This is a genomic window from Ensifer aridi (assembly GCF_002078505.1).
GTDB lineage: Bacteria > Pseudomonadota > Alphaproteobacteria > Rhizobiales > Rhizobiaceae > Sinorhizobium > Sinorhizobium aridi.
Map to the genome: position 1 here is coordinate 94,904 of NZ_LUAV01000011.1, position 20,207 is coordinate 115,110.

General features: G+C 61.6%; 19 protein-coding genes, 3 pseudogenes and 1 riboswitch. Of the genes and pseudogenes, 7 read left to right on the plus strand and 15 right to left on the minus strand.

What is annotated here, in order from left to right; translation table 11 throughout:
• Positions 1-211: 211 nt before the first annotated feature.
• The gene (locus AYK65_RS09665; protein ID WP_081158237.1) at positions 212-889 is read right to left on the minus strand and encodes a redoxin domain-containing protein; all 678 of its coding nucleotides are present in this window, start codon (positions 887-889) and stop codon (positions 212-214) included.
• A gap of 163 nt (positions 890-1,052) precedes the next feature.
• Here AYK65_RS09665 and AYK65_RS09670 point away from each other — a divergent pair.
• The 4 genes and pseudogenes from AYK65_RS09670 (at position 1,053) to AYK65_RS09685 (ending at position 4,296) form a co-directional block, all read left to right on the plus strand.
• A pseudogene (locus AYK65_RS09670) lies at positions 1,053-2,461 on the plus strand (DUF5939 domain-containing protein).
• A 117-nt stretch (positions 2,462-2,578) separates the two neighbouring features.
• On the plus strand, positions 2,579-2,824 hold the full coding sequence (locus AYK65_RS09675) for a hypothetical protein (RefSeq protein WP_026613707.1): 246 nt from the start codon (positions 2,579-2,581) through the stop codon (positions 2,822-2,824).
• A gap of 221 nt (positions 2,825-3,045) precedes the next feature.
• The gene (locus AYK65_RS09680; protein WP_026613706.1) at positions 3,046-3,705 is read left to right on the plus strand and encodes a dihydrofolate reductase family protein; all 660 of its coding nucleotides are present in this window, start codon (positions 3,046-3,048) and stop codon (positions 3,703-3,705) included.
• Between the two features lie 171 nt (positions 3,706-3,876).
• Positions 3,877-4,296: a CBS domain-containing protein gene (locus AYK65_RS09685; RefSeq protein WP_026613705.1), complete on the plus strand. Its 420-nt coding sequence runs from the start codon at positions 3,877-3,879 to the stop codon at positions 4,294-4,296.
• Between the two features lie 91 nt (positions 4,297-4,387).
• Here the strand turns inward: AYK65_RS09685 and AYK65_RS09690 are convergent, their stop codons facing one another.
• A complete protein-coding gene (locus tag AYK65_RS09690; RefSeq protein ID WP_046120783.1) occupies positions 4,388-4,651 on the minus strand; it encodes a hypothetical protein in 264 nt (87 codons plus the stop codon).
• Between the two features lie 464 nt (positions 4,652-5,115).
• On the opposite strand from AYK65_RS09690, the gene AYK65_RS09695 reads away from it, so the two are divergent.
• Positions 5,116-5,757, plus strand: a complete 642-nt coding sequence (locus tag AYK65_RS09695; protein WP_026613703.1) for a TerC family protein — start codon at positions 5,116-5,118, stop codon at positions 5,755-5,757.
• 101 nt (positions 5,758-5,858) lie between these two features.
• Here the strand turns inward: AYK65_RS09695 and AYK65_RS09700 are convergent, their stop codons facing one another.
• The 8 genes from AYK65_RS09700 to AYK65_RS09740 form a co-directional block, all read right to left on the minus strand.
• Positions 5,859-8,552 carry a mechanosensitive ion channel domain-containing protein gene (locus AYK65_RS09700; RefSeq protein WP_081158238.1) on the minus strand — a complete coding sequence of 898 codons (2,694 nt, stop codon included), beginning with the start codon at positions 8,550-8,552 and terminating at the stop codon, positions 5,859-5,861.
• 261 nt (positions 8,553-8,813) lie between these two features.
• Entirely contained in the window at positions 8,814-9,281 is a 468-nt protein-coding gene (locus tag AYK65_RS09705; protein WP_026613702.1) for a GFA family protein, read from the minus strand.
• Positions 9,282-9,304: 23 nt separating this feature from the next.
• Positions 9,305-9,865, minus strand: a complete 561-nt coding sequence (locus AYK65_RS09710; RefSeq protein WP_026613701.1) for a DUF924 family protein — start codon at positions 9,863-9,865, stop codon at positions 9,305-9,307.
• A 134-nt stretch (positions 9,866-9,999) separates the two neighbouring features.
• A complete protein-coding gene (locus tag AYK65_RS09715; RefSeq protein WP_234706869.1) occupies positions 10,000-11,004 on the minus strand; it encodes a FecCD family ABC transporter permease in 1,005 nt (334 codons plus the stop codon).
• 172 nt (positions 11,005-11,176) lie between these two features.
• On the minus strand, positions 11,177-12,124 hold the full coding sequence (locus AYK65_RS09720; RefSeq protein ID WP_026613699.1) for an ABC transporter substrate-binding protein: 948 nt from the start codon (positions 12,122-12,124) through the stop codon (positions 11,177-11,179).
• The gene (locus AYK65_RS09725) at positions 12,121-12,981 is read right to left on the minus strand and encodes an ABC transporter ATP-binding protein (RefSeq protein WP_063769986.1); all 861 of its coding nucleotides are present in this window, start codon (positions 12,979-12,981) and stop codon (positions 12,121-12,123) included. Before AYK65_RS09725 ends, AYK65_RS09720 begins: the two co-directional genes overlap by 4 nt.
• Positions 12,982-13,000: 19 nt before the next feature.
• Entirely contained in the window at positions 13,001-13,381 is a 381-nt protein-coding gene (locus AYK65_RS09730; protein ID WP_051440429.1) for a DUF1636 family protein, read from the minus strand.
• Between the two features lie 108 nt (positions 13,382-13,489).
• Positions 13,490-13,702: riboswitch (cobalamin riboswitch) on the minus strand.
• Positions 13,703-13,970: 268 nt separating this feature from the next.
• On the minus strand, positions 13,971-15,746 hold the full coding sequence (locus AYK65_RS09740; protein WP_026613698.1) for an SLC13 family permease: 1,776 nt from the start codon (positions 15,744-15,746) through the stop codon (positions 13,971-13,973).
• Between the two features lie 399 nt (positions 15,747-16,145).
• Between AYK65_RS09740 and AYK65_RS09745 the strand changes: the two genes are divergently transcribed.
• Together AYK65_RS09745 and AYK65_RS33615 are read left to right on the plus strand one after the other, a co-directional pair.
• Complete coding sequence (locus AYK65_RS09745) at positions 16,146-16,427, plus strand: putative periplasmic lipoprotein (protein ID WP_026613697.1); 282 nt, start codon at positions 16,146-16,148, stop codon at positions 16,425-16,427.
• Positions 16,428-16,462: 35 nt separating this feature from the next.
• Positions 16,463-16,750 (plus strand): hypothetical protein, encoded by a 288-nt coding sequence (locus AYK65_RS33615; protein ID WP_077068091.1) that lies wholly within the window; start codon positions 16,463-16,465, stop codon positions 16,748-16,750.
• Positions 16,751-16,801: 51 nt separating this feature from the next.
• Here the strand turns inward: AYK65_RS33615 and AYK65_RS09755 are convergent.
• From AYK65_RS09755 to AYK65_RS09780, 5 genes and pseudogenes are all read right to left on the minus strand, one after another.
• Positions 16,802-17,125, minus strand: a pseudogene (locus tag AYK65_RS09755) (DUF1515 family protein); the annotation flags it as partial.
• Complete coding sequence (locus AYK65_RS09760; RefSeq protein WP_046120781.1) at positions 17,118-17,369, minus strand: hypothetical protein; 252 nt, start codon at positions 17,367-17,369, stop codon at positions 17,118-17,120. The gene AYK65_RS09760 and the pseudogene AYK65_RS09755, both read right to left, overlap by 8 nt.
• 120 nt (positions 17,370-17,489) lie before the next feature.
• Positions 17,490-18,440: pseudogene (locus AYK65_RS09770) on the minus strand (SU10 major capsid protein).
• Positions 18,441-18,586: 146 nt separating this feature from the next.
• Positions 18,587-19,390, minus strand: coding sequence for a hypothetical protein (locus tag AYK65_RS09775; protein ID WP_338031378.1), 804 nt, complete (start codon positions 19,388-19,390; stop codon positions 18,587-18,589).
• Positions 19,391-19,722: 332 nt separating this feature from the next.
• Positions 19,723-19,959: a hypothetical protein gene (locus tag AYK65_RS09780; protein ID WP_081158240.1), complete on the minus strand. Its 237-nt coding sequence runs from the start codon at positions 19,957-19,959 to the stop codon at positions 19,723-19,725.
• Positions 19,960-20,207 lie beyond the last annotated feature (248 nt).

Sequence of the window (20,207 nt, forward strand, 5' to 3'; positions counted from 1 at the left end):
GATATGTTTGAATCAGTATTGTGACTCGATCTCGAAAATACATTAACAATTCAAACAAAAATTATATTAGTTCAAAGTTCAAATTATGTCGTGTTTAAAATATACTTAAATGCAGGCAGGCGATTGATCCAGCACGCAGTGAGCGCCAGCAGCGACTGCGAGGTGGAGTCCACCATGCGTGAAAAGGCGTTTTCATGTCGGTTGGAGATCCCTATTCGAGCTCGCTAGCGGCAGCGATGATCTCCTCGGGGGTGGGAAAGGTGCCGATGCCATTCGGACCGTCACGCGCCTCGATCTTTGCCCAGCGCACGATGCCGCCCGCATCTACCAGGAAATGGCCGACAAGTTGTGTGGCATGCTCGGCAAAGATTGCCTGATCGGTCTCGTCGAGTTCGAAGCCGTCTTTGGCATTCAACACGAAGTTGGCTTCCATCGGCTGCGTCGGCTCGGCCAGTTCGCCCGCGGGATTGATGCGTGCCTCCTGGAACTGCGCCATGGTCGCGCGTTCGGGCCATTGCGGCGGCTCGGTGCTCGCCTCCGGCAGAAACTGGACACGCGGCACGCCGAAGGCGCGGTGGGTGAGGCAGTCAGGATCTGAGAGAAGCACGACAGGTGTCGGCTGGTAGCGAAAATACAGCCGGGCGCGGTCGAGCGACGTGTTGATGACGGCAAGCGTCTCCACGCCTGCGGCACGTAATGCCGGCTGCAGGCCGGAGAGCTGTCTGAGCTGGCGCCGGCAGAACGGGCAGTGCAATCCGCGGAAGAGGCCGAGGAGAAAGGGACGCCCGCGCAAATCGACGAGAGATACGATCCTGTTGGCATCGACTGCGGGAAGCGCAAAGGCGGGTGCGGGTTCACCCGGTTGCAGCGTATTTATCTGATCGCCCATGGAGAGCTTTCTGTGACGCGAGGCCAACTGCAGTGCCTCTCGTCACTATAGCGGACATCACATCCTGGCACCATCGGCGCGCCCGGCCGCCTGAGAGCCCGGCAAAGCGGATGCCTCCTCGTATTTCGCTGACCGCGTGCGGATTTCCGTATAGAATGCGCCCATGAGTGAAGCCCAGTCTCTATTCGAAATGCTGCGCCAGTCGGTGAAGCCGGAGATTGTCGATGCGTTCGCGCGGCTCGTGCGCGACGCACCCGATCGCAAGCTCTGCCGCATCAACGCGCTTGCCTTTGCGGCCGCCGAAGGGCTCGACGAAGAGGACACGATCGCGGGTTTCCTGCAGGCCTCCCGCCTTGGCATTTTCGAGCTTTCCTGGAACGTGCTCTGCCCTGGCTGCGGCGGAGTGCTCGATGCCAATACGTCGTTGAAGACGGTGCAGGCCACGGAATATACCTGCGCGCTCTGCGCCGCCGGCTACGAGCCGACGCTCGACGAGATGGTCGAGGTGACCTTCACGGTAAGCCCGCGCGTGCGCCACATCGGGGCACATAATCCGCACGAATTGCCGGCGATCGAATATTTCCGCCAGATGTACTGGGGCTCCGGCATCGACCTGCCGGAGGACGATTACGAGGAAAAGTTCGACGAGTTCGTCATCGAGACACTGGAACTGCCGCCGGGCGACAAAGCCGTCATCTCGATGCAGCTTCCGGCCGAATTCGTCATCGTCTTCGAACCGGTGACGCATGCGGCACAATTCCTGGACGTAAAGGGAGAGCCGACGAGGGAACGACGGAACCTCGTGCTCGTCTTCGACCGTGCGCATCGCCATGCCGAGACCCTGAATCTTCAGCCGGGGCCGCTTCGGATCCAGGTGGAGAACCATGCCGAAGTTCGCACGCTGCCTTCCGTCTGCGTGGCAGGCGAGGCCCTGCACGAGATGCTTGGCCGCCGGCGACCATTCCTCACCGCCAAACGGCTCCTCTCCAACCAGACATTCCGCGACATTTATCGGACCGACACGCTCGACGTCGACCAGCGGCTGAAGATTACCAGCCTCACCTTCCTCTTCACCGACCTGCGCGGGTCGACGGAACTCTATGAGCGCGTCGGGGACCTTGCCGCCTTCGACCTGGTGCGAACGCATTTCCGGGTCCTGAACGAGATCGTCGCGGCCGAAGCCGGCGCCATCGTGAAGACGATCGGCGACGCGGTGATGGCCACCTTCCCGACGCCGGACCGCGCGGTCGCCGCGGCGATGCGATGCGGGACGCGATGCGCGAGCTCAATGAGGAGCGCGGCAGCGAGGACCTGCTATTGAAGATCGGCATCCATGAGGGGCCATGCATCGCGGTCAACCTCAACGAGAGGCAGGACTATTTCGGCCAGACCGTCAATATCGCCTCGCGCGTCCAGCATCTCGCCACCTCGCGCGAGATTTTCGCGACGGGATCGGTGCTCGAAGACCCGCGTGCCTCCAACCTGCTTTCCGACCGCGGCCTCAGCCCGATGCCGCACAGCGTGACGCTCAGGGGAATCGCCAACGAGATCAGTATTTTCGCCATTCCGTGAGCGGATGATCGGCCATACGGGTGGTGCAGATGCGCATGGAAGCGCCGGGCATCGCCCGTTGTTCAGTGCCGGTTCAGGCTCGTTAACGGAGGGTATTAGCAAACGAAGGAGAGAGCCATGCGTATGCACCTTGGCCTGTTTGCTGCCGTGGCGATGACAGCTGGCGTCGCCGAAGCCGGAAGCCAATCGTCGAACACGAGTTCGAACAGTACGTCCAATAACGGCATCGTCGACGAGCGGATCGTCGATACCTATTGCGAAGATGGTTATTGCGAGCGCCGTGTGTTGCGCCGCGTTTACCGTAACGACTGGCGCCATGGCGACGAAAGCAATTGGCGCCGCTATCATGATGACGATGATTGAGGTCGAATCTGATCAAAAGCGTTATGACTGCCGCAGGCATTCATGCATGGATCCACCTGCCGCCGGGGACGAAGACATATGACAGGGCCCTTGCGGCCCATAACGCCCCAGCGCGGCATCAGCCCGGAGCGACGGATCGGAAAATTTCAGGCGGCCGCTGTCGGCACCGGCGATCGTCAGGCGTCCTCGGGATCAGAACATCATGACCCAGGAGAAACGCAATGAGGAAGATCATCGTCGGTGCATTCGTTAGCCTTGATGGCGTCATGCAGGCGCCCGGCGGGCCGCAAGAGGACCCCATCGGTGGCTTCGACTATGGCGGCTGGGCGGCTCCCTACTTCGACGAAACGATGGGACAGGCGGTCGACGAGATGTTCGCCAAACCGTTTGATCTCCTGCTTGGTCGAAAGACCTATGACATTTTCGCCGCGCACTGGCCCTATGTCGGCGCCGACGATCCGATCGGGCCGCTATTCGACCGCATCACGAAATATGTCGCCACGCGCAATCCGGACTTGAAGCTCACATGGCAGAACAGCCAGACCCTCGGCCCCGACGCGGTCGCCACGCTCAAGCGGCTAAAGGACGAAGACGGACCAGATCTGTTGACACAGGGCTCGACCGACTTCCTGCAGACCCTTTTCAGCAATGATCTGGTCGATGAGATGTATATCTCGTTCTTTCCGCTCGTGCTCGGAAAGGGCAAGAAGCTGTTCGGCCGCGGAACCATGCCGACAGCGCTGAAACTCATCAATTCGAAGGTCTCCGGAAGCGGCGTCACCGTCAACAAATACGTCCGTGGAGGGCCGGTCGTGACCGGTTCTTTCGAGTTCGAGCAGCCTACCGAGGCGGAACTTGAGCGGCGGCGGAAGCTGACCTGACCGCGCGCGCTGCATCCGCCCGCGCGAGCGCTACGCGGGCGGATGCAGCCCGCTCCCGGGAGCACCCGGTCATGCATGCAACGGCTAAATTCGCGAAACCGCTTCGGGACCAACGATTGGCCACGATTTTTGGCGTATAATAAATGCCGTAGCTGATCATGGGAGGTTACCATGAGAACCGAAGAAGCAATGCATCCCGGCGTGCGTTGGATCGGCCCGGAAACAGATTTGCGCACGATTGCGCGCATCATGAAAGAAGAGGATATCGGCGCCCTGCCTGTCGGCGAAAACGACCGCCTGATCGGGATGGTGACGGACCGCGACGTTACCCTGCGCGCGTTGGCGAACGGCCACGACATCTCGACGCTTACAGCCCGTGACGTGATGACGAAGGATATCATCTACTGCCGCACGACTGAATCGGTCGAAGACGCCATTCACCTGATGGAGTCGAAGAAGATCCGGCGGCTGCCGGTGATCAACGAGCAGAAGCGAATGGTCGGTATGCTGTCGCTGGGCGACATTTCCCACTGCAGCAGTCAGGAACTGACGGGCGAGTTGGTAAAGGCCGTGACGGGTCACCACGCTTGAGACCCCACCGGATTGCGCCTGAAGCGCGCGTGTCACGAAGCGGCGCGATCTTCTGTGCCGCTTCGTTGCGGCAGAACGTGGGAATTTCCGCCTATTTCACCACGACGGAGCCGTTGACGATCTCGATCGTCTCGTCTCCCTGGAGACCAACGCGGTCTCCGCTCGGCGCGGTAACGAAGCAGCCGCTCGGGCAAATCATTTCCGTTGCACCAGATGCGATCGCAAACTCCATTCGGCTCTCCCCCTCGACGATCACCAGCACCGCGGTTTTTTCATCCCGGTTGGTCACCGTAGCCGCATCGGCCACACCAGCCATAAGCATGCCGCAAAACAAAGCAGCGAAAACTGTCCTCATCGCCCATCGGCGCCTGCGCGCCGTCCCCTCTCGGCAGCCCCTCGTCCCGTGACGAGGTCACGAGCCGCCTCTTCAGCCGCCGCCAGCCTACCGCACAAACCCTTAAACCGGAAATCGATTTAAGAAGAAACTGTGCAGCGATTCAAAGCGTTACCGCGACGCGCTCCTAAGCGGGGGCGCAGCGCCGCAAGGCGCGGCATGAAGTTGGGGAATTCATGCGGGCTGCGCGCTGAACCGGCGCTGAATGAGCCGTTGCGTGCGGTTCAGTATGCGAAGCGGGATGCCTCCGATCATCACCGGTTTCGTCGTGCTTCCAAGCGATCCCAATTCCGCGCCCCCGACCATCGCAGTTTAATCAAATATCTGCTGCACCCGATGTTCAGCCACTTGATCGCCCGATTGTTCACGGTCTATGCGTTTGCGCACGCCACCGGGCGTTTCGGGGACAACAAGGATTACCGCACATGGAGATTTTCACTTCCGCCGGGCTGGCGGCGCTGCTGCAGGTCATTGTCATCGACCTGGTGCTTGCCGGCGACAATGCCGTGGTCATCGGGCTCGCGGCGGCCGGTCTGCCGCTCGAGCAGCGCAAGAAGGCCATTCTCGTCGGCATTCTCGCCGCCACGGGGCTTCGCATCGTTCTTGCCATCTTCACGGTCCAGCTTCTCGCCATTATCGGGCTGCTGCTTGCGGGCGGCCTTCTCCTCCTTTGGGTTTGCTGGAAAATGTGGCGCGAAATTCGTTCCGGCGGGCACGAGAGCATCGATAGTTTGGAGGAGGCGAATGCTTCAGCGCCGAAGAAAACCTTTAAACAAGCGGCGACCCAGATCGTGCTCGCGGACGTTTCCATGTCGCTCGACAATGTCCTTGCCGTTGCCGGCGCCGCGCGGGAGCATCCGACCGTTCTCGTCTTCGGTCTGATGCTGTCGATCGCGTTGATGGGCGTTGCGGCGAGCTTCATTGCCCGTCTGCTCAATCGCTATCACTGGATCGCCTATGTGGGTCTTGCGATCATCTTCTATGTTTCGCTCGACATGATCTATCGCGGCGCGATGGAGGTGTGGCCACACGTGGTCCCGGTCGCCCAGGCACTGGCGGGACTATGACGGTCGGGCTGAAGAAACATGCAGTAGGATATGCATGACATCGGCGCAAAAAGAGGGAGTGGCATCGCCACTCCCTCTTCGCATTTTGCCCCTCTTTCTCGTCAACGGCTGCGGCGCCTGCTGATGGGCCGTTCGACTGCCTCGTCCTGTTCGGGTTGCGGCTCAACCTTCTCGTCCTCTATCGACGGGGGTTCGGCCTCTTCCTCGGGCGTCACGTCCTCGATCTTCATCGGGAACGGCGCACCGATCCCCTCGTCGCGGAAGCGCTCGTAGATCGAAACCCGAATGTCGTTACGCACATCGCCCGCCTTCAGCACGTCGGCGACATAGATGCGCAGTTCGAAGGTCATGCGCTCGTCGCCGAAGGTGGTGAAGCCGACATTGGGAGCCGGGTTCTTCAAGACCATGGGATGGGCTGCGGCGATTTCCTGCAGCAGCTCGATCACCCGGCGCGGCTCGCTCGCATAGGTAACGGTGACGGCGATTTCCGAACGGCCGAGCTTGTTGCGATGTGTCCAGTTGCCGACCGAAGCGTTGATGAGCAGCGAATTCGGCATCATGATCGATTGATGCTGGAACGTCTCGATCTCGGTAGCGCGGACGGAGATGCGTCGCACGAAACCTTCCGTCGTGCCGCTGACGATCCAATCGCCTACCTTGAAGGGCCGCTCGACAAGCAATATCAGGCCCGACACGAAGTTCGAAACGATGTTCTGCAGACCGAAGCCGACACCGAGGGAGAGAGCACCGGCAACGAGCGCGAGGCTTGACAGGTCGATACCGGCGGCCGAAAGGCCGATGAGCCCCGCGAGCCCGACGCCAACATAGCCGATTCCGGTGCGAATGGAGTTGCGCACGCCGGCATCGACGCGGCTGCGCGCCATGATGTTGCCGTCAATCCACCGCTGTACCCAGCGCGTGACGACATAGCCAAGCGCGAAGAAAAGGACGCCGGCGAGGATACCGACGAGCGAAATCGTGATCGTGCCGATCCTGATTTCCGTCAGGATTCGGTACGCCCAGGATTCGATGTCGGCGATCTGGAAGCCCCATTGCAACAGGATCAGCGGGATGAAGAACAGCACGACCAGGGCATAGATGCCGAGCCCGGCGGCAAGCCCGATCTGGTCGAGCGCAACCTGCTCCAGATTGAAGCGGCGCTCGGCATAGCGTCCTGCGGCCGTTTCGGCGAAGGCGCCCTGCTTGGAGACCGATTTCCCGGTGAGAAGGCCAATGTACATCGTCACCAGGATCGCGCCAGTGACGATGATCTGCGTGGCGATGAAGCGCGCGAGACCGACATAGCCTGAGAGCGCAATGGCGATGAGCGCCGCGCCCATCAAAAGGAACGAGAGGGAGATGACCCGCGGCCAGGGACGGCCAGGCGCTTCGAAAGGCTCGTCGGTCCTCAGCATCGGCCGGATCAAGGCCATAGACATCAGGATGAGGCCGATGATGATCGAAGCAAGAAAGCTTCTCGCAACCGTTAGCACGACCGGTGAGCCGAGGGACTCGCCGATGCTGCCGAGCAGGTAATCGAGGCCGTTGACCAAAGCCATGGCGAAGATCGGCACCATCAGCATTCGCGCCCCGCGGTCCGAGACCCGAACGAGACGCAAACTCGACCGCTTCGGCGAGAGGACGGAATTGGCCAGTCGGGTGACGAAGAATACGGCTACGCTCATCGCCAAAGTGATCGCGATGATCGGTCCGATGTCCGGTCGCAACACATTGAAACTGTTGAGGAAGAAATAACTCGACGCCGCGAAGGCCGTGAGGCTCATGGTCGGGATCAGCGTCGACCAGAATGCCAGCGAAAGCTGTCGGAAGTAGGTGGGCTCTTCCTCTTCGTCCTGGTGGCGCAGGAAGGGCGAAAAAAGCCGATAGCCGCCGACCAGAAAGAGGAATGCCGCGCAGAGCGAGAGGAAGAGCGCGCTGAGCAAAGGCACGCGCTTGTAGTTCCAGGCGAATGCCAGCCAGCTTCCGATACTGCGCGACAATGCCCTCGCCTCGTCGACCGTGGCCGTAACCGCCTCGCTCAGCATCGCTGCTGAGACATCGGTGTGTTTCAGCAGCGTATTGGAGAAGAGCGCGCGACGGGTGGCGGTGATGCCGTTTGCCAGCTTCCGTGACTCGACCGAAAGATTTTCCGCCCGCCCGGTCAGCGCATTGATCGCGCCGCGCTCGGCAAGAAGTCGCTTGCGCTCCTCGGTAATGATCGCCGCCTCCGGCGGCTGCCCTTCGCCCGGCGGATCGCCGAGCTCGGTGAGCCTCGCCTTGATTTCGTCGAGCCGCGGCCGCGTGCCGACAGATGCGGCGATGATCTGCTTGGAAAGTTCGTCGACCTGGACCTTGAGCTCGGCCAGCAAGGTATCGTCTTCTTTGGCAGCGTCGACGCGCTCGGCCAACCGGTTGAGTTCCCGCTCGGCTTGCGCGAGTTGGTCTTCCGCCTGTTGGAGTGCAGGAGACGCGGCCGCCGCCCCGTCGTCGGTTTCAGTGGCCGCTCCGGGCGGGGCCGGTTGCGTCGGCGTCCCTTGCGTGGCCGCCGGCGGCTGCTGAGGCGGCCGCACCTGCCGCGCCGGCTGGCTCGGTTGAGCGGGCTGTGCCGTTTGCTGGGCCGTCGCGAATCCGCCGCCGAGCGTGAGCACGCCGAACGAGCCAGCGATCAAGAGAGCGGTCAATTTTCCAACGGAATGCAATTCGGTGTCCTTCGAAGCGCGGAATGGAGCCCGAGCGGAATCGCCCGAGCTGTCGTTATGATCGATCTGCATACGCAACACGGCAAAAAGATGCAAAGGCGCACGGATGAGGACTATTCATACGATTTTCCTCGGCGCTGGTGGCCTTCCACCGCAGTCCCGGTAATTCCAACCGAGGCAACGCGACGCGCCGGGAGATCGACTCCCGGCGCCGGCACGGGTGCAGAGGGGAACCGTCCGCATGTCCCCTCTTCGGAACTTTGTATCTAGTGCTTCCTCCGCTTTCAACGGTGGACCCCCAACACAAAGGAAGGCGATCGCGTTTCTGCCGAGCAGATCGCAGTGCTTCGCCCGCATTCACCCTTTCGGTTTCAACGCCTGCTCTGCGTATTCCCGCAGCAGTCCGTCGTAGTCCTCAAGGGCCGGGAGCGCGGCGTAACTGTGCACCGCAGGCGTCGCGGCCCAAGGCAATCCCTCGCTCGTCCAGGTCTCGATGAACGGCGTGAACCAACTGGCGTCGTCGAGCATCGTCGCGCGGAGATTGACGAACCAGTCCATGCCCTCCGGCCGGGTGAACATCCAGCTCATGCAATGGGGGCAGAAATAGTGGCGCGTCGCACCGTGCAAGCCGCCGATAACCGGTTCGCCCCGTGTCACTGCAAAGCCTTCGCTCGGGATCGCAACGCTCAGCGAGAACGCGCTTGCCGTCATTCGCTGACAGCCAGTGCAATGGCACGCCATTGTCAGGAGCGGCGGTGCGGTGACTTTGACGCGCACTTGGCCGCAGCGACATCCCCCCTCCCAAGGCAGGTTTCCTGCGCTCATAGCTTCCTCCTAAGTCAATATCCCTAGAACCCGGCACCCGGCTGGGCCAGATATTCCTCCTCAGCCGGAGTCGATGTCCGCGCCAAGATGGCGTTACGGTGAGGAAAGCGGCCGAACCGTTCGATCACCTCGCGATGGCGGATGGCATAATCGAGATAGTTCGCGTCGCCGAGTTCGGTAAAGAGCTTCACGGCCATCGTCTGATCCGTCAGGTCTTCAGAATGCTCGAAGGGCATGTAGAAGAAGACTCGCCACTCTTCCGGCACGGTCAGATCGGCACTCGCACCGACGGCAAGCTTCGCCTCGCGCAGCGCCAGGCAATCCGTGGCAAATGCCAGGGGCGAGCCGCGGTACATGTTGCGTGGCAACTGATCGAACAGGATGATGGCGGCCAGCCAGTTGCTGGGGGTCGCCCGCCAAACATCGTCCAATTTCCTTGAAAGAGCCAGATGTGACGCCTGAAAACGCTGCACGCACTGCTGGTCGAGCTCGGGATCCGGCGTGAACCAATGGTCGTAGGAAAGCTCCGTGAACCAGAATTTCAACACCTCTTCCGGCGTGCATATCTCAATTTCATCGGCCATCGATGCCTCCCCCTCATCGGCGAATCTACTCCCGCCCATCAGATAGGGGGCGATCGTGCGGTTTCCACCGACAACCTGCAAGGCTGCTTCTACACCTTGGTCAAGACAGGACATCCATTGGCCGCCCTCCTCACTCAACCTCGCCGCTTCAGGATGGCGATGAAGGCGACGCCGCCGGCGAGGCCGGTGACGACGCCAATCGGCATGTCTTCGGGCGCCATGGCGACACGCGCGACGAGGTCGGCGAGGATCAGCACGAGAGCGCCGCAGCCGGCCGAGAGCGGGATGACGCGCACGTTGTCGCTTCCGGCGAAGAGGCGGACGAAATGCGGGATCATCAGCCCGATGAAACCGATGGCGCCGGAAAAGGCGACCATCACACCCGTGAGAAGCGCGGTGACGACGAAGAGCATGAGGCGGAAACGGCGCACCGGAATGCCGAGGGTCATCGCCGTCTCGTCGCCCATGGCGAGCGCATTGATCTCACGGGCCCGGATGATCAGCCAGGCGAGCGACAGAGCAAGCACAAGCCCCGGATAGGCGAGATGCTGCCACTGCGCGAGCCCAAGCCCGCCGAGCATCCAGAAAATCACGCTATGCACCGCCCGCGGATCGCCGAGAAAGATGAGCAGGTTCCCAACGGCCGTCAGCGTGAACGCTACGGCAACGCCGGAAAGCACGAGCCGATCGGCGCCGGTACCGAGCACACGGGCTATGAAGGCGACCAATGCCGTGGCGGCAAGCGCACCGGCGAACGCGAAGAGCGGCACCGTAGCGAGGCCCAGGATGAGTCCCGTGTGCAGCAGCGCCACGATAGCGCCCAGCGCCCCACCCGCCGAAACTCCGAGCAGATGCGGGTCGGCAAGCGGGTTGCGCGTCACCGATTGCAGCACCGCGCCAGTGACAGCAAGGCCAGCTCCGACAAGCCCGGCCAGAAGGACCCGCGGCAGCCGCACGTCCCAGACGATGTTTTCGCGCCCGGCCGACCAAAAAGGCTCGACGCTACCGGGCACGATCCTCTCGACGATTATCGACCAGACCGTTTGAACCGGAATAGGCGCGGTGCCGAGCGACACGCCGGCGGTGACGGCAAGGCACAAAAGAAGCAGTGCCCCGAAGAGGAAGAACAAGGTTCGCACGAATATCGGACTTTGGCAGTTGCGATGGCTGGACGCGGCGCGTGTGCCCCGAGCCAGCAATTCTGTTAAATCAATGCCCTATGGATGTTTTCTGAGGACGCAACAGGAGGTACCGGGCGGAATGCCGCCGCCGGCATGCCCCCGATAACAGCCGAAAGGTGCCCTCGCCTGCTCACATGACCTCGGCATGAAAACTCTTTGCCAGCCGCTCAATCGCATCGATGTTGCGCGGACCAGGCGTCGCCTCGACGTAGTCGAGCACGACAAAGCGGTCGTTCCGGACCGCGTCGATGTTCCTGAAGGCGGGATTGTTTTTCATGAAGGCGATCTTCTGCTCGGCTGTCACTTCGCCATAGTTGACGATGACGACCACCTCGGGGTCGCGATCGATCACCGGCTCCCAGGAGATCTCCGTCCAACTCTTTTCAACGTCGTCCATGATGTTGACCCCGCCCGCCGCTTCGATCATGGCCGTCGGAATGCCGTAGCGACCGGAGGTGAAGGGCTTCTCCTCGCCTGAATCGTAGACGAAAACCCGCCTTGGGCGCTCGATGGCCTTGGTCTTGCCGGCGACCTCGGAGAGTTGCCGGCGATATCCGTCGACAAGCGCCTTCGCCCTCGCCTCAACGCCGAAAATGCGGCCGAGATTGAGGAGGTCGACAAACATATCCTCCATCGTCGGCTTTTCCTTCGCCACGACGTGAATGCAGCTTTCGGTAAGTTCGTAGACCTTGATCCCGAAGGGCTCGAGCGTCTCCGGCGTCACTTCGCCGCCGACCTTCATGCCGTAGTTCCAGCCCGCGAAGAAGAAGTCGGCATCGGCATTGAGAAGCACTTCCTTCGTCGGATACTTCGCCGAAAGCTCCGGCAACGCCTTCACGTCCTCTCGCAGCTTCTCATCCAGCGTCTTCCAGCCGGAAACGCCGGTGTAGCCCACCATGCGGTCCTGCAGCTTCAAGGCCAGCATCATCTCGGTGAGATTGACGTCGTTGGAGATCGCCCGCTCGGGTGCGGCTTCGAACGTGACGTCGCGGTTGCAGCTCTTGACGGTGATAGGATAGGCGAAAGTCGGCGCTGCGGCCGCCAGAATGACACCGGCTGCGAGCAGTATTCTGTTCATTGGATTTCTCCTGTGGAACGGAGGGAGGAAATTCGGGAATTGGACCGCTTCGCGGGCGCTGCGTCGGAGCGCCGGAGCGAAAAGGAAAAGCGTGACGCATTGCTTTCCGGGGTCTCGTGTGCCGTCGCATGCACCCCGAAGGCAGCTGAAAGAGCCGACGGTTCCAGCACGGCACCGGGTACGCCGAAGGCGGCGAGCCGTCCTTCCGCGAGGATTGCCACATCGGTCGCGAATTCGGCCGCGAGATTGATGTCGTGCAGCGTCGTGACGATGGTGAGCCTGAGGGTCTTCAGGAGCTCGAGGATTTCAAGCTGGTGGCGGATATCAAGATGGTTGGTCGGTTCGTCGAGAATGATGATGCGCGGTTCCTGGGCGAGCGCCCGTGCAATCAGAACCCGCTGTTTCTCGCCTCCGGATAGGGTGGCGAACTGGCGTCCGGCAAGATGGCCGAGATCGAGATGATCAAGCGCATGCGCAACCTGCTCCCGATCCCGCGCAGTCCAGCCGCCTATGCCTTCACGCCGCGGGATGCGTCCCATCATCACCACATCGCGCACGCTGAATGGGAAATCGCTAGGCATTTCCTGGAGCACGACGGCGATGGTTTTCGCCGCCTCGCGCGCCGTGATGCTCCAGAGGTCGACGCCGTCGACTTCGATCTTCCCGGCAGCCGGCTGCGCGGCGCGATAAAGGCAGCGCAGAAGCGAGGTCTTGCCGGCGCCGTTCGGCCCGATGATTGCAAGCCGGCCGCCAGACGCGAGGGAGAGACTGATATCGCGGACCAGCCGGAGCCCGGGACGCGGCCCCCATTCCAGCCGTTCGACACGGAGGCTTGCGCCTGTTTCAAAGCAACTCATGGATCAAGTCTTCCCGTCCTCACTGCAGCCGCCCGACCGGCGCTTCGGATAGGATGAACGCGGCCGGATGGGCGGGCCGATCCCATTCGAATTCGGGATCGGCGGTGCCGTCGGCGCAGGCGGCGGCATATCGGACGAGATCGTCGACGTTTTCATCCGGCGAAACGTCACCGAAAAGATAGGTGGCGCTACCGGACGCCTGGAAAGCGATTGTGCAGGGACGCGTGCAGACCGCCATGCACACTGTGCCGGTGATGGCAAAATCGTCACCTAGCGGCTTGCCGAGCGCCGCAACGCTGCGGTTGAGCAGCGCCAGCAGCTCAACGCCCGGCCGGCATGGCCCTCCGGTAAAGCGGCAATCGGTTGAGACGACTATCTTGTGCTCTGGAAATTTCGCCATGCCATTTCTCCGCCGGGTTGGGCCGGAGAGAAAGTGGCAAGAATGCCGTAAGGCGGTTGACCGCCAAGCAGAAGCCAATTCTTTTCCATCGGAACACCCCGTCCGCTGTTGTTGATCGGGTCGATGGCAGGTCTCCTGGCTTGCGGGTCGCTGCGCAGTCACGTCTTCCCGGCCGTTCGCCAGTGACATCGTGTGAATGCGCTTTCCGCTTACAGTTGCGGGGGCAGCCACGGCATCGGTCCCTTCTGGGTCGCCCTCACCGTGTTCCCTTTTCAGCCGCCGCCGAGTCACGACAGCAGCACCATCGTCGCCTTGGTGGCATGAATCGCAGGCGGAGGCAACAATTGGACAGCAGGGGTGGCGGATTTCAACACCGTTCGCTCATCTCGATGATCAGGTACTCCTAGTTATGAAATAACATAACAAACATCAATAAAAAAATTTTCTGGAGCTTCGCCACGAACCCGCGCAGCTCGCCGTCTACGGCGCCGCGCGTTTTATCAGACGCGCAAAGGTTGCTGTAGCACGTTGAATTGCTTCATGTCTGTCTCCTTAAATCGAGGTCGATTTAAGGAGACATGCAGTAGCGTTATCGCAGCGGCCAGACCCACATCAACGCGGGCACGGCAACGATCACGATGACGATCGACAGAGGCAATCCGAGACGGGGATAATCACTGAAGCGGTAGCCGCCCGGACCCATGACCAGAGTGTTGCACTGGTGACCGATTGGCGTCAGGAAATCGGACCCGGCGCCGATTGCGACCGCCATCAGGAAGGCATCCGGCCGGTAGTCGAGCGCGGTCGCAAAACTCGCAGCGATCGGCGCCATGACGAGAACCGTGGCGGCGTTGTTGAGGAACGGTGTCACGGCCATCGCCGCGATGAGGATGAGGGCGAGCGCGCCCGCCGGCGGCAGCCCGGCGGCAATGCCGCTGAGCCAGCCGGCGATCAGATCCGATCCACCTGTCGTGCGCAGCGTATCGCTGACTGGAATAAGCGCTGCGAGCATGACCAGGATCGGTCCGTCGACAGCGCGATAGACCTCGCGCAACGGAATGACGCGGAAGATCACCATGGCAAGCGCCGCGGCAAAGAAAGCAACGGGGATCGGCACGACGCCAACGGCGGTCGCGCCCATTGCGGCCCCCAGCAAGAGGAGCGGTACCGTTGCGCGTCGGATGGTGCCGAGCAGGATCTCCCGCTGGGCGAGCGGCAGGCAGCCGAAATCCTGCAGGAAGGAAGGCAGTTCTCTCCGCGTCCCCTGCAGCACGACGATATCGCCGGCCTGCAGCCTTATGCGGCCGAGCCGCTGTTTCAGGCGCTCGCCCTGACGGCTCACCGCAAGCAGGTTGACATTGTAAGTGTTGAAGAGCGCCAGGCGCTGTGCCGACATGCCGATGAGCGGTGAACCGGTGGCGATCACCGCCTCGATGGCTTCGATCTCAGCGCGAGCACTCTCATTTGGCGTCGGCGAACGGTCGCCCGATATCTTGAGCTTCGCCTGCGAGACGATGCGGTCGAGGGCCGCCGGTCCGCCTTCGAGCAGCAGGATATCGTCGAGTTCGATGACGACGTCGGGCAGCGGTGCCAGATGCGTGCCGCGACGGAAGACCGCAAGGACAACCGCGCCGCCGTCGCCGATCTTCACAAGATTGCTGAGTGGCTTACCTATTACCGGTGACCCGGCGGGAACCACCGCCTCGGAGGTGTAGTCCGTGATCTCGATCGCCTCGTGCAGGGCGACCTGCTGGCTCTTGCGCTCCGGCACCAGTCGGTAGGCGAGAAGCAGGAACAGTGAGCCCACCACGGCCAGCGTGGCGCCAACGGGCGTGAAGTCGAACATGGTGAAGCTTTCGCCGGTCAGGTCCTCGCGCATCCGTGAGACGACCACGTTGGGCGAAGTTCCGACCTGCGTCATCAACCCGCCGATCAGTGACCCGAACGCCATCGGCATCAGGAAGACCGAAGGCTGCACGTTGGATCGTCGCGCAAACTGGAAAGCAACCGGTATCATGATCGCCAGCGCCCCGATATTCTTGATGAAGGCGGAAAGCACCGTGACGGTGACGACGAGCAGGGCGAGCTGCGCGCGCACGGATTGCACGTTCGGCAGGAAGCGCTGGATCGCTGCATCGACGGCACCCGAACGGGCGACGCCGGCGCTGACGATAAGCGCGCTGCCGACGATAATGACGATATCGTCGCTGAACCCGTCAAAAGCCCGATCGAACGGCACGATCCCCAGCGCGACCGAAAGCATCAGCGCCGAACAGGCGACGATGTCGTAACGAAAGCGGTCCCATATGAAGAAGACCATCATGGTGCCGAGAACGAAAAAGGAAAGCGCCTGTTCAGCGGTCATGGGCAGTCCCTGAGGCAGCGGCTGGTCTGAGCACGGCCAGCCTTGGATGCGACGCCTAACCCGCAGGAGGTTAGCTCGCCGTCAATACCGCTCGGCAGGGCCCGCCGTCTACATCCTTCAAAACATCAGTCGCATGCAACACAAAAAATCAGCCAGCGACCGAGTAGCGTATTGCGCCACGTACCGAAACTTACCGGTTGGGTGCTCGCTGTTAAAGGAAGAACAGCGGTGCGGCGCATTTGCCGGTCAGCAGTTTTCGCGCCCTTGCAAGGCCGCAAGCGCCCCCGCCCCGGGATGACACCTTGAACCGGTTCCGATTTAAGGAGAGAATTGCCGCGTCCGCAGTTTTTGCAGCGAGCTTTGCGCGCCAACGAGTGCGCGGCGCTGTCGGAGCACTCCATGAAGATCGCTTGGCTCACCCTCTGCGCGCCGCTCTTGCTCAGCGCCTGCACGTCGACGCAAACAGTCGGTTACGGCCCGAACCTGGAGCCGATACCCGGCAGCATCACCTATGGCGGCCAGCCGCGAACGAAGCTGACGAAAGCGCCGGTCGGCAGCATCGTGCCGCATCAGTTCTTCGACGATTTCGGTCACCGCGTCTACGAGACCTATGTTATTGAACCGGACCGCTCGCTGCGGCTGACAAGCCGACGGATAGACTACGATATCTTCAACGACTGAACATCGGTGAAGTCATGTAAATGCCGAGGACTGTCATGAAAAGCGCTCTTCCCGCCCTGTGCGCACTCGTGCTGCTGAGCAGCTGCGAGGTGACCACCACAGGCTATTCCCCCTATCTTGAACCAATTCCCGGTAGCATCACCTATGGCGGGCAGCCGCGCACGAGACTGACCAAAGCACCGATCGGCAGCATCGTTCCGCACCAGTTCAACGACCGGTTTGGCCGGCGGGTCTACGAGACCTATGTCATCGAACCGGATCGCTCGCTGCGTTTGGTAAGCCGTCGTTATCGCGGCCTTTTCCCCTTCGATGACGACGACTGAGCATGCGGCAGTCGAGGCGTGGAAAGGTCGGTGATCATCATCCTGCTCTAGCAGCATCAACGTCCGTTTGACGACATCGGCAAAGGTCACGCCGAGCGCTGCACCAGCGATGCCGATGACGCCGAGTGCACCCATTCCCATCAGCTTCCATCTGCGCACGTCCTCGATCACCGGGTTCATCCCGGCAATATCATCCTTGACGAGCCTCATTGATCCCTCGAGCGTACTCACGCGCTTGACGAGTTCTTCCATGCGACCACTCATCGAGACCCTCCCCGCCTCGGACCTGTCTTCCGACCGCCGGAAATCCTCGCGCAGGTTCTTCACCTCCGCGATCAGCGTCCCAAGCTGCTGGTGAACGCCGGCGTCAATCATCGTCGCGCTCCCCGTGCCTGGCGCATTCGGCCCTCGTCCAGACGGAGGCGGCGCAGAGGCCGACCACCGTGCGATCGATCCTGCGCTGATCCGCCGGCGTCGCACCACGCGCGCTGACGAGCTCAGTTCCGACGACCTCGCGAAGGCCGCTCACACTTGCCGACCCCGAAGTTCCACAGCCCGCCAGAAGAAGAGCAGGCATCATAGTCAAGGCGCTGTGCGTCAGCGCTTTTTGCCGCTTCATTATTTTGCCTTTCAATTGAACTGCGCACCGCTCGCGCGCCATCTTCGCGGATCTCGTGCACGGCCCAGGAGATGGCAGCAAGCACGAGCACTCCGACGAATAGTTTGCCCCAGGGAAACGTCATCGCCTGAGCCCCAATGCGTCGCGAACCGCCGGCATCGATGAGATGGCGTAAATCGCAAAACCGACGATCGTGGTCAGAATGGCTAGCTGCACCCGCCAATCGAGCGCCACCAGGTTCAGTTCTTTGAGCGCCGTTATGATGGTGCCGCCCGCCGTCAAGAGCCATGTCCAGAAGCGGCCGGATCGGGCAACCGGCTTGCGCGGTCTTGCCGGCCTCCCTACCGCCGCCTCGCCTGCCCGACCTTTTTCCTTTTCCGGTGAGCGGCCGGCAGCCAGCGCCGCGCGAAGCACCGCTTCGAACGTCTCCGGCTTCACCAAAGCCCTGTTGAGCCCGTCTCCGGCATAGTAGGACTGCCCACGCTTCACCCGCCGCCGGTCGCCTTCGGTATCGGCAAGGACGGGCAGCGACGCCCACTCCATGGCCAGGCGCTTGCCGAATTCGGGGAGGCTGATCTCACCCCCCAGGTAGGCGGCAAATCCCCGGCGGTTGAGTAGATGATAGCCGAGCCCGTCCTGAAGCGCCGGATCGAAGACGAGATCTCTGCTCAGTAACGGGATTTCCTTCAAAAGCCCGGCCAACGTCGCACGCATGAATTGCTAGCCGCCCGCCGCACTCGACCCATGCGCCTTCGACCACGTCTTCTGCGCATCGATCACTTCGCCGAGCGTCATCGCGGTAAGCGGCTTCGCTAGGTTATCCTGCCGGTGGGCATAAATGACATCATAGGACGCGCGGTCGCTGCTGCCGACTTCCGCCTTACGGATATTGGCACCGGGTGCTGCAAGCTCATCCGTCTCCCATTCCGGGTGATAGGTGGTGCACTTGCCCTTTTCGATCAGCGAGTAGATCGGGGTGTCTTCCGGAGTGATCCGCGACACCACGTCGGAAAGCTCCTCGCGGTTGCCGACGGCCTGGGTCGTCTGAAAGGTATTGGTGAGAACTGCCATTTGCTGGTCCTTCTGTCGTGATGAAATTCACCGCCCGTGCGCCCGGAAAGGCACGCGGAAAGCGTTGAATGTGGTGAATGAAGGCGCACCCGAACGTCGCTGAACAAGCGCCTCTTGCATGCTTGCCGCTCGGCTACGCCTGTCGATTACTCGAAATCGACCGCCATCGCGTCGCGGATCGATCCCGTTCTCGAAAGCCGCTGCATCGCCTCCCGGCTTTCACGCCTTTGGTGCTGCGCTTGGCTCCTGGCCTTCATGCGCGGCGTGGACACCGGTGCGGCGTTGACCTTCTGCAGTGCCTTTGCCCGCGCGCGTTCCGCAAGAAGCCCGAGCCTGGCATAATGCGCGAGCTTGAAGAGCCGGTGGTCGACGACCTCGCGTACCTCCTCGTCGGAAAAGCCGAGTTCCCTTGCCGCCTCAAAAGCGTCTTCGAAGAAGGCTTGCCGCCCCTCATCGTGCCGCGTCTGGGGGAAAGCCTCGAGGAGCTTGGCGTTCTCTGCCTCCAGCCTCTCTTCGCTCGCCGCGGCCTGAAGCTCCGCCGCAACGGCTGCCGGTCCTTCGCCGAGCGCCATTACCCGCGCAAGCTGCTCCAGCCCCGCCTGGTGCAGCGCCCACTGTCGCTGATAGGCTTCCGGATCGTGGCGCCTCAATTCCACTGGCGGCTCGTCGGGGATCTGGGCCGCGATCAGTTCCGCAACGCCGTTGGCCGTAGCAGCGACCCGGCTACTCATGCTTTCGAGCATCCAGCCGCGGTTGGCGAGATCCTGGGTCTTGTGCCGGTAGTCTCGGTCCCGCATGTAGCCGAGCTTCAGTTCCTCGAGCGGAACCTCTTCGCCGCCCTTGAGCGTGACGATCATGTCCTCGGCTTCGTTGGCCGCCTCCTCCTCGTCAGGAAAGGTCGGCTCGTCGCCTTCGGCATCAGCATCGTCTCGCTCTTGAGCAAAGTTCACGGTCTCCTCGCCGTCCAGCTCTTCCTCGTCCTGTGGGTTTGGCCTCGTTCGGCTCCCAGAAGTCGAGGTCGTCAAAGCTTGCGGGCTCAAGCGAGCCGTCAACGGTTTTGCTCCCGCCAAAAGGCAGGTTGGCACTATCGTTCATCATGGAAAGACCTTTTCAAGAGATTGTTCGGGGCGGAGCAATGGCGCCAAGCGCCCCTTCCGCACCCGGAAAATTGGCGTCGTTTCAAAACGCTGCGGCGGCTTCATGAATCTCATTCACGCGCCGCTTCACAGAAGGCAGGACCAACAAGTCGCTCTGACATCCTGCCTATGAGAGCGCCAGCACTTCACGCCGGCGCGTTGGTTCCCTCGGCCTTGGCTTGCTCCGTCAGGAACTTGAGCTCGCCTCGGAACTTGCGGATCGCCCGCGCCTCTGCCGCAAAGGCCGCGCGCATCTCCTGGTCGGTAATCTTCGCATTGATGCAACCGTTGATTGCCGACGTTTCCAGTTCGTCCATCAGCCGATCGAACAGCGGACTGTCGAGCAGCGCCCGCGCAGCGGCAGTTCTTTCCTCTGGTTTCATGTCACCTTGTCTCCCTTGAGAAGTTACACGGCTGATTGCTGTTTTGTTCTGAACTACCTACTGGAGTACAAGTAGGGTCCACCCTCACGGCAGGGAGTTCGAATCACGTTGCACGGAGGGATTGATTCCCGCTTTGTTCCGGTCTACCACTTGCTTACGGTAGAAGCGTCTTGGCTGAGAACCGCACGATTGGCCGAAGAGATCCCATCCGTGACCAACAGGGCTCAACTATGAAGAAAATTGGCCTC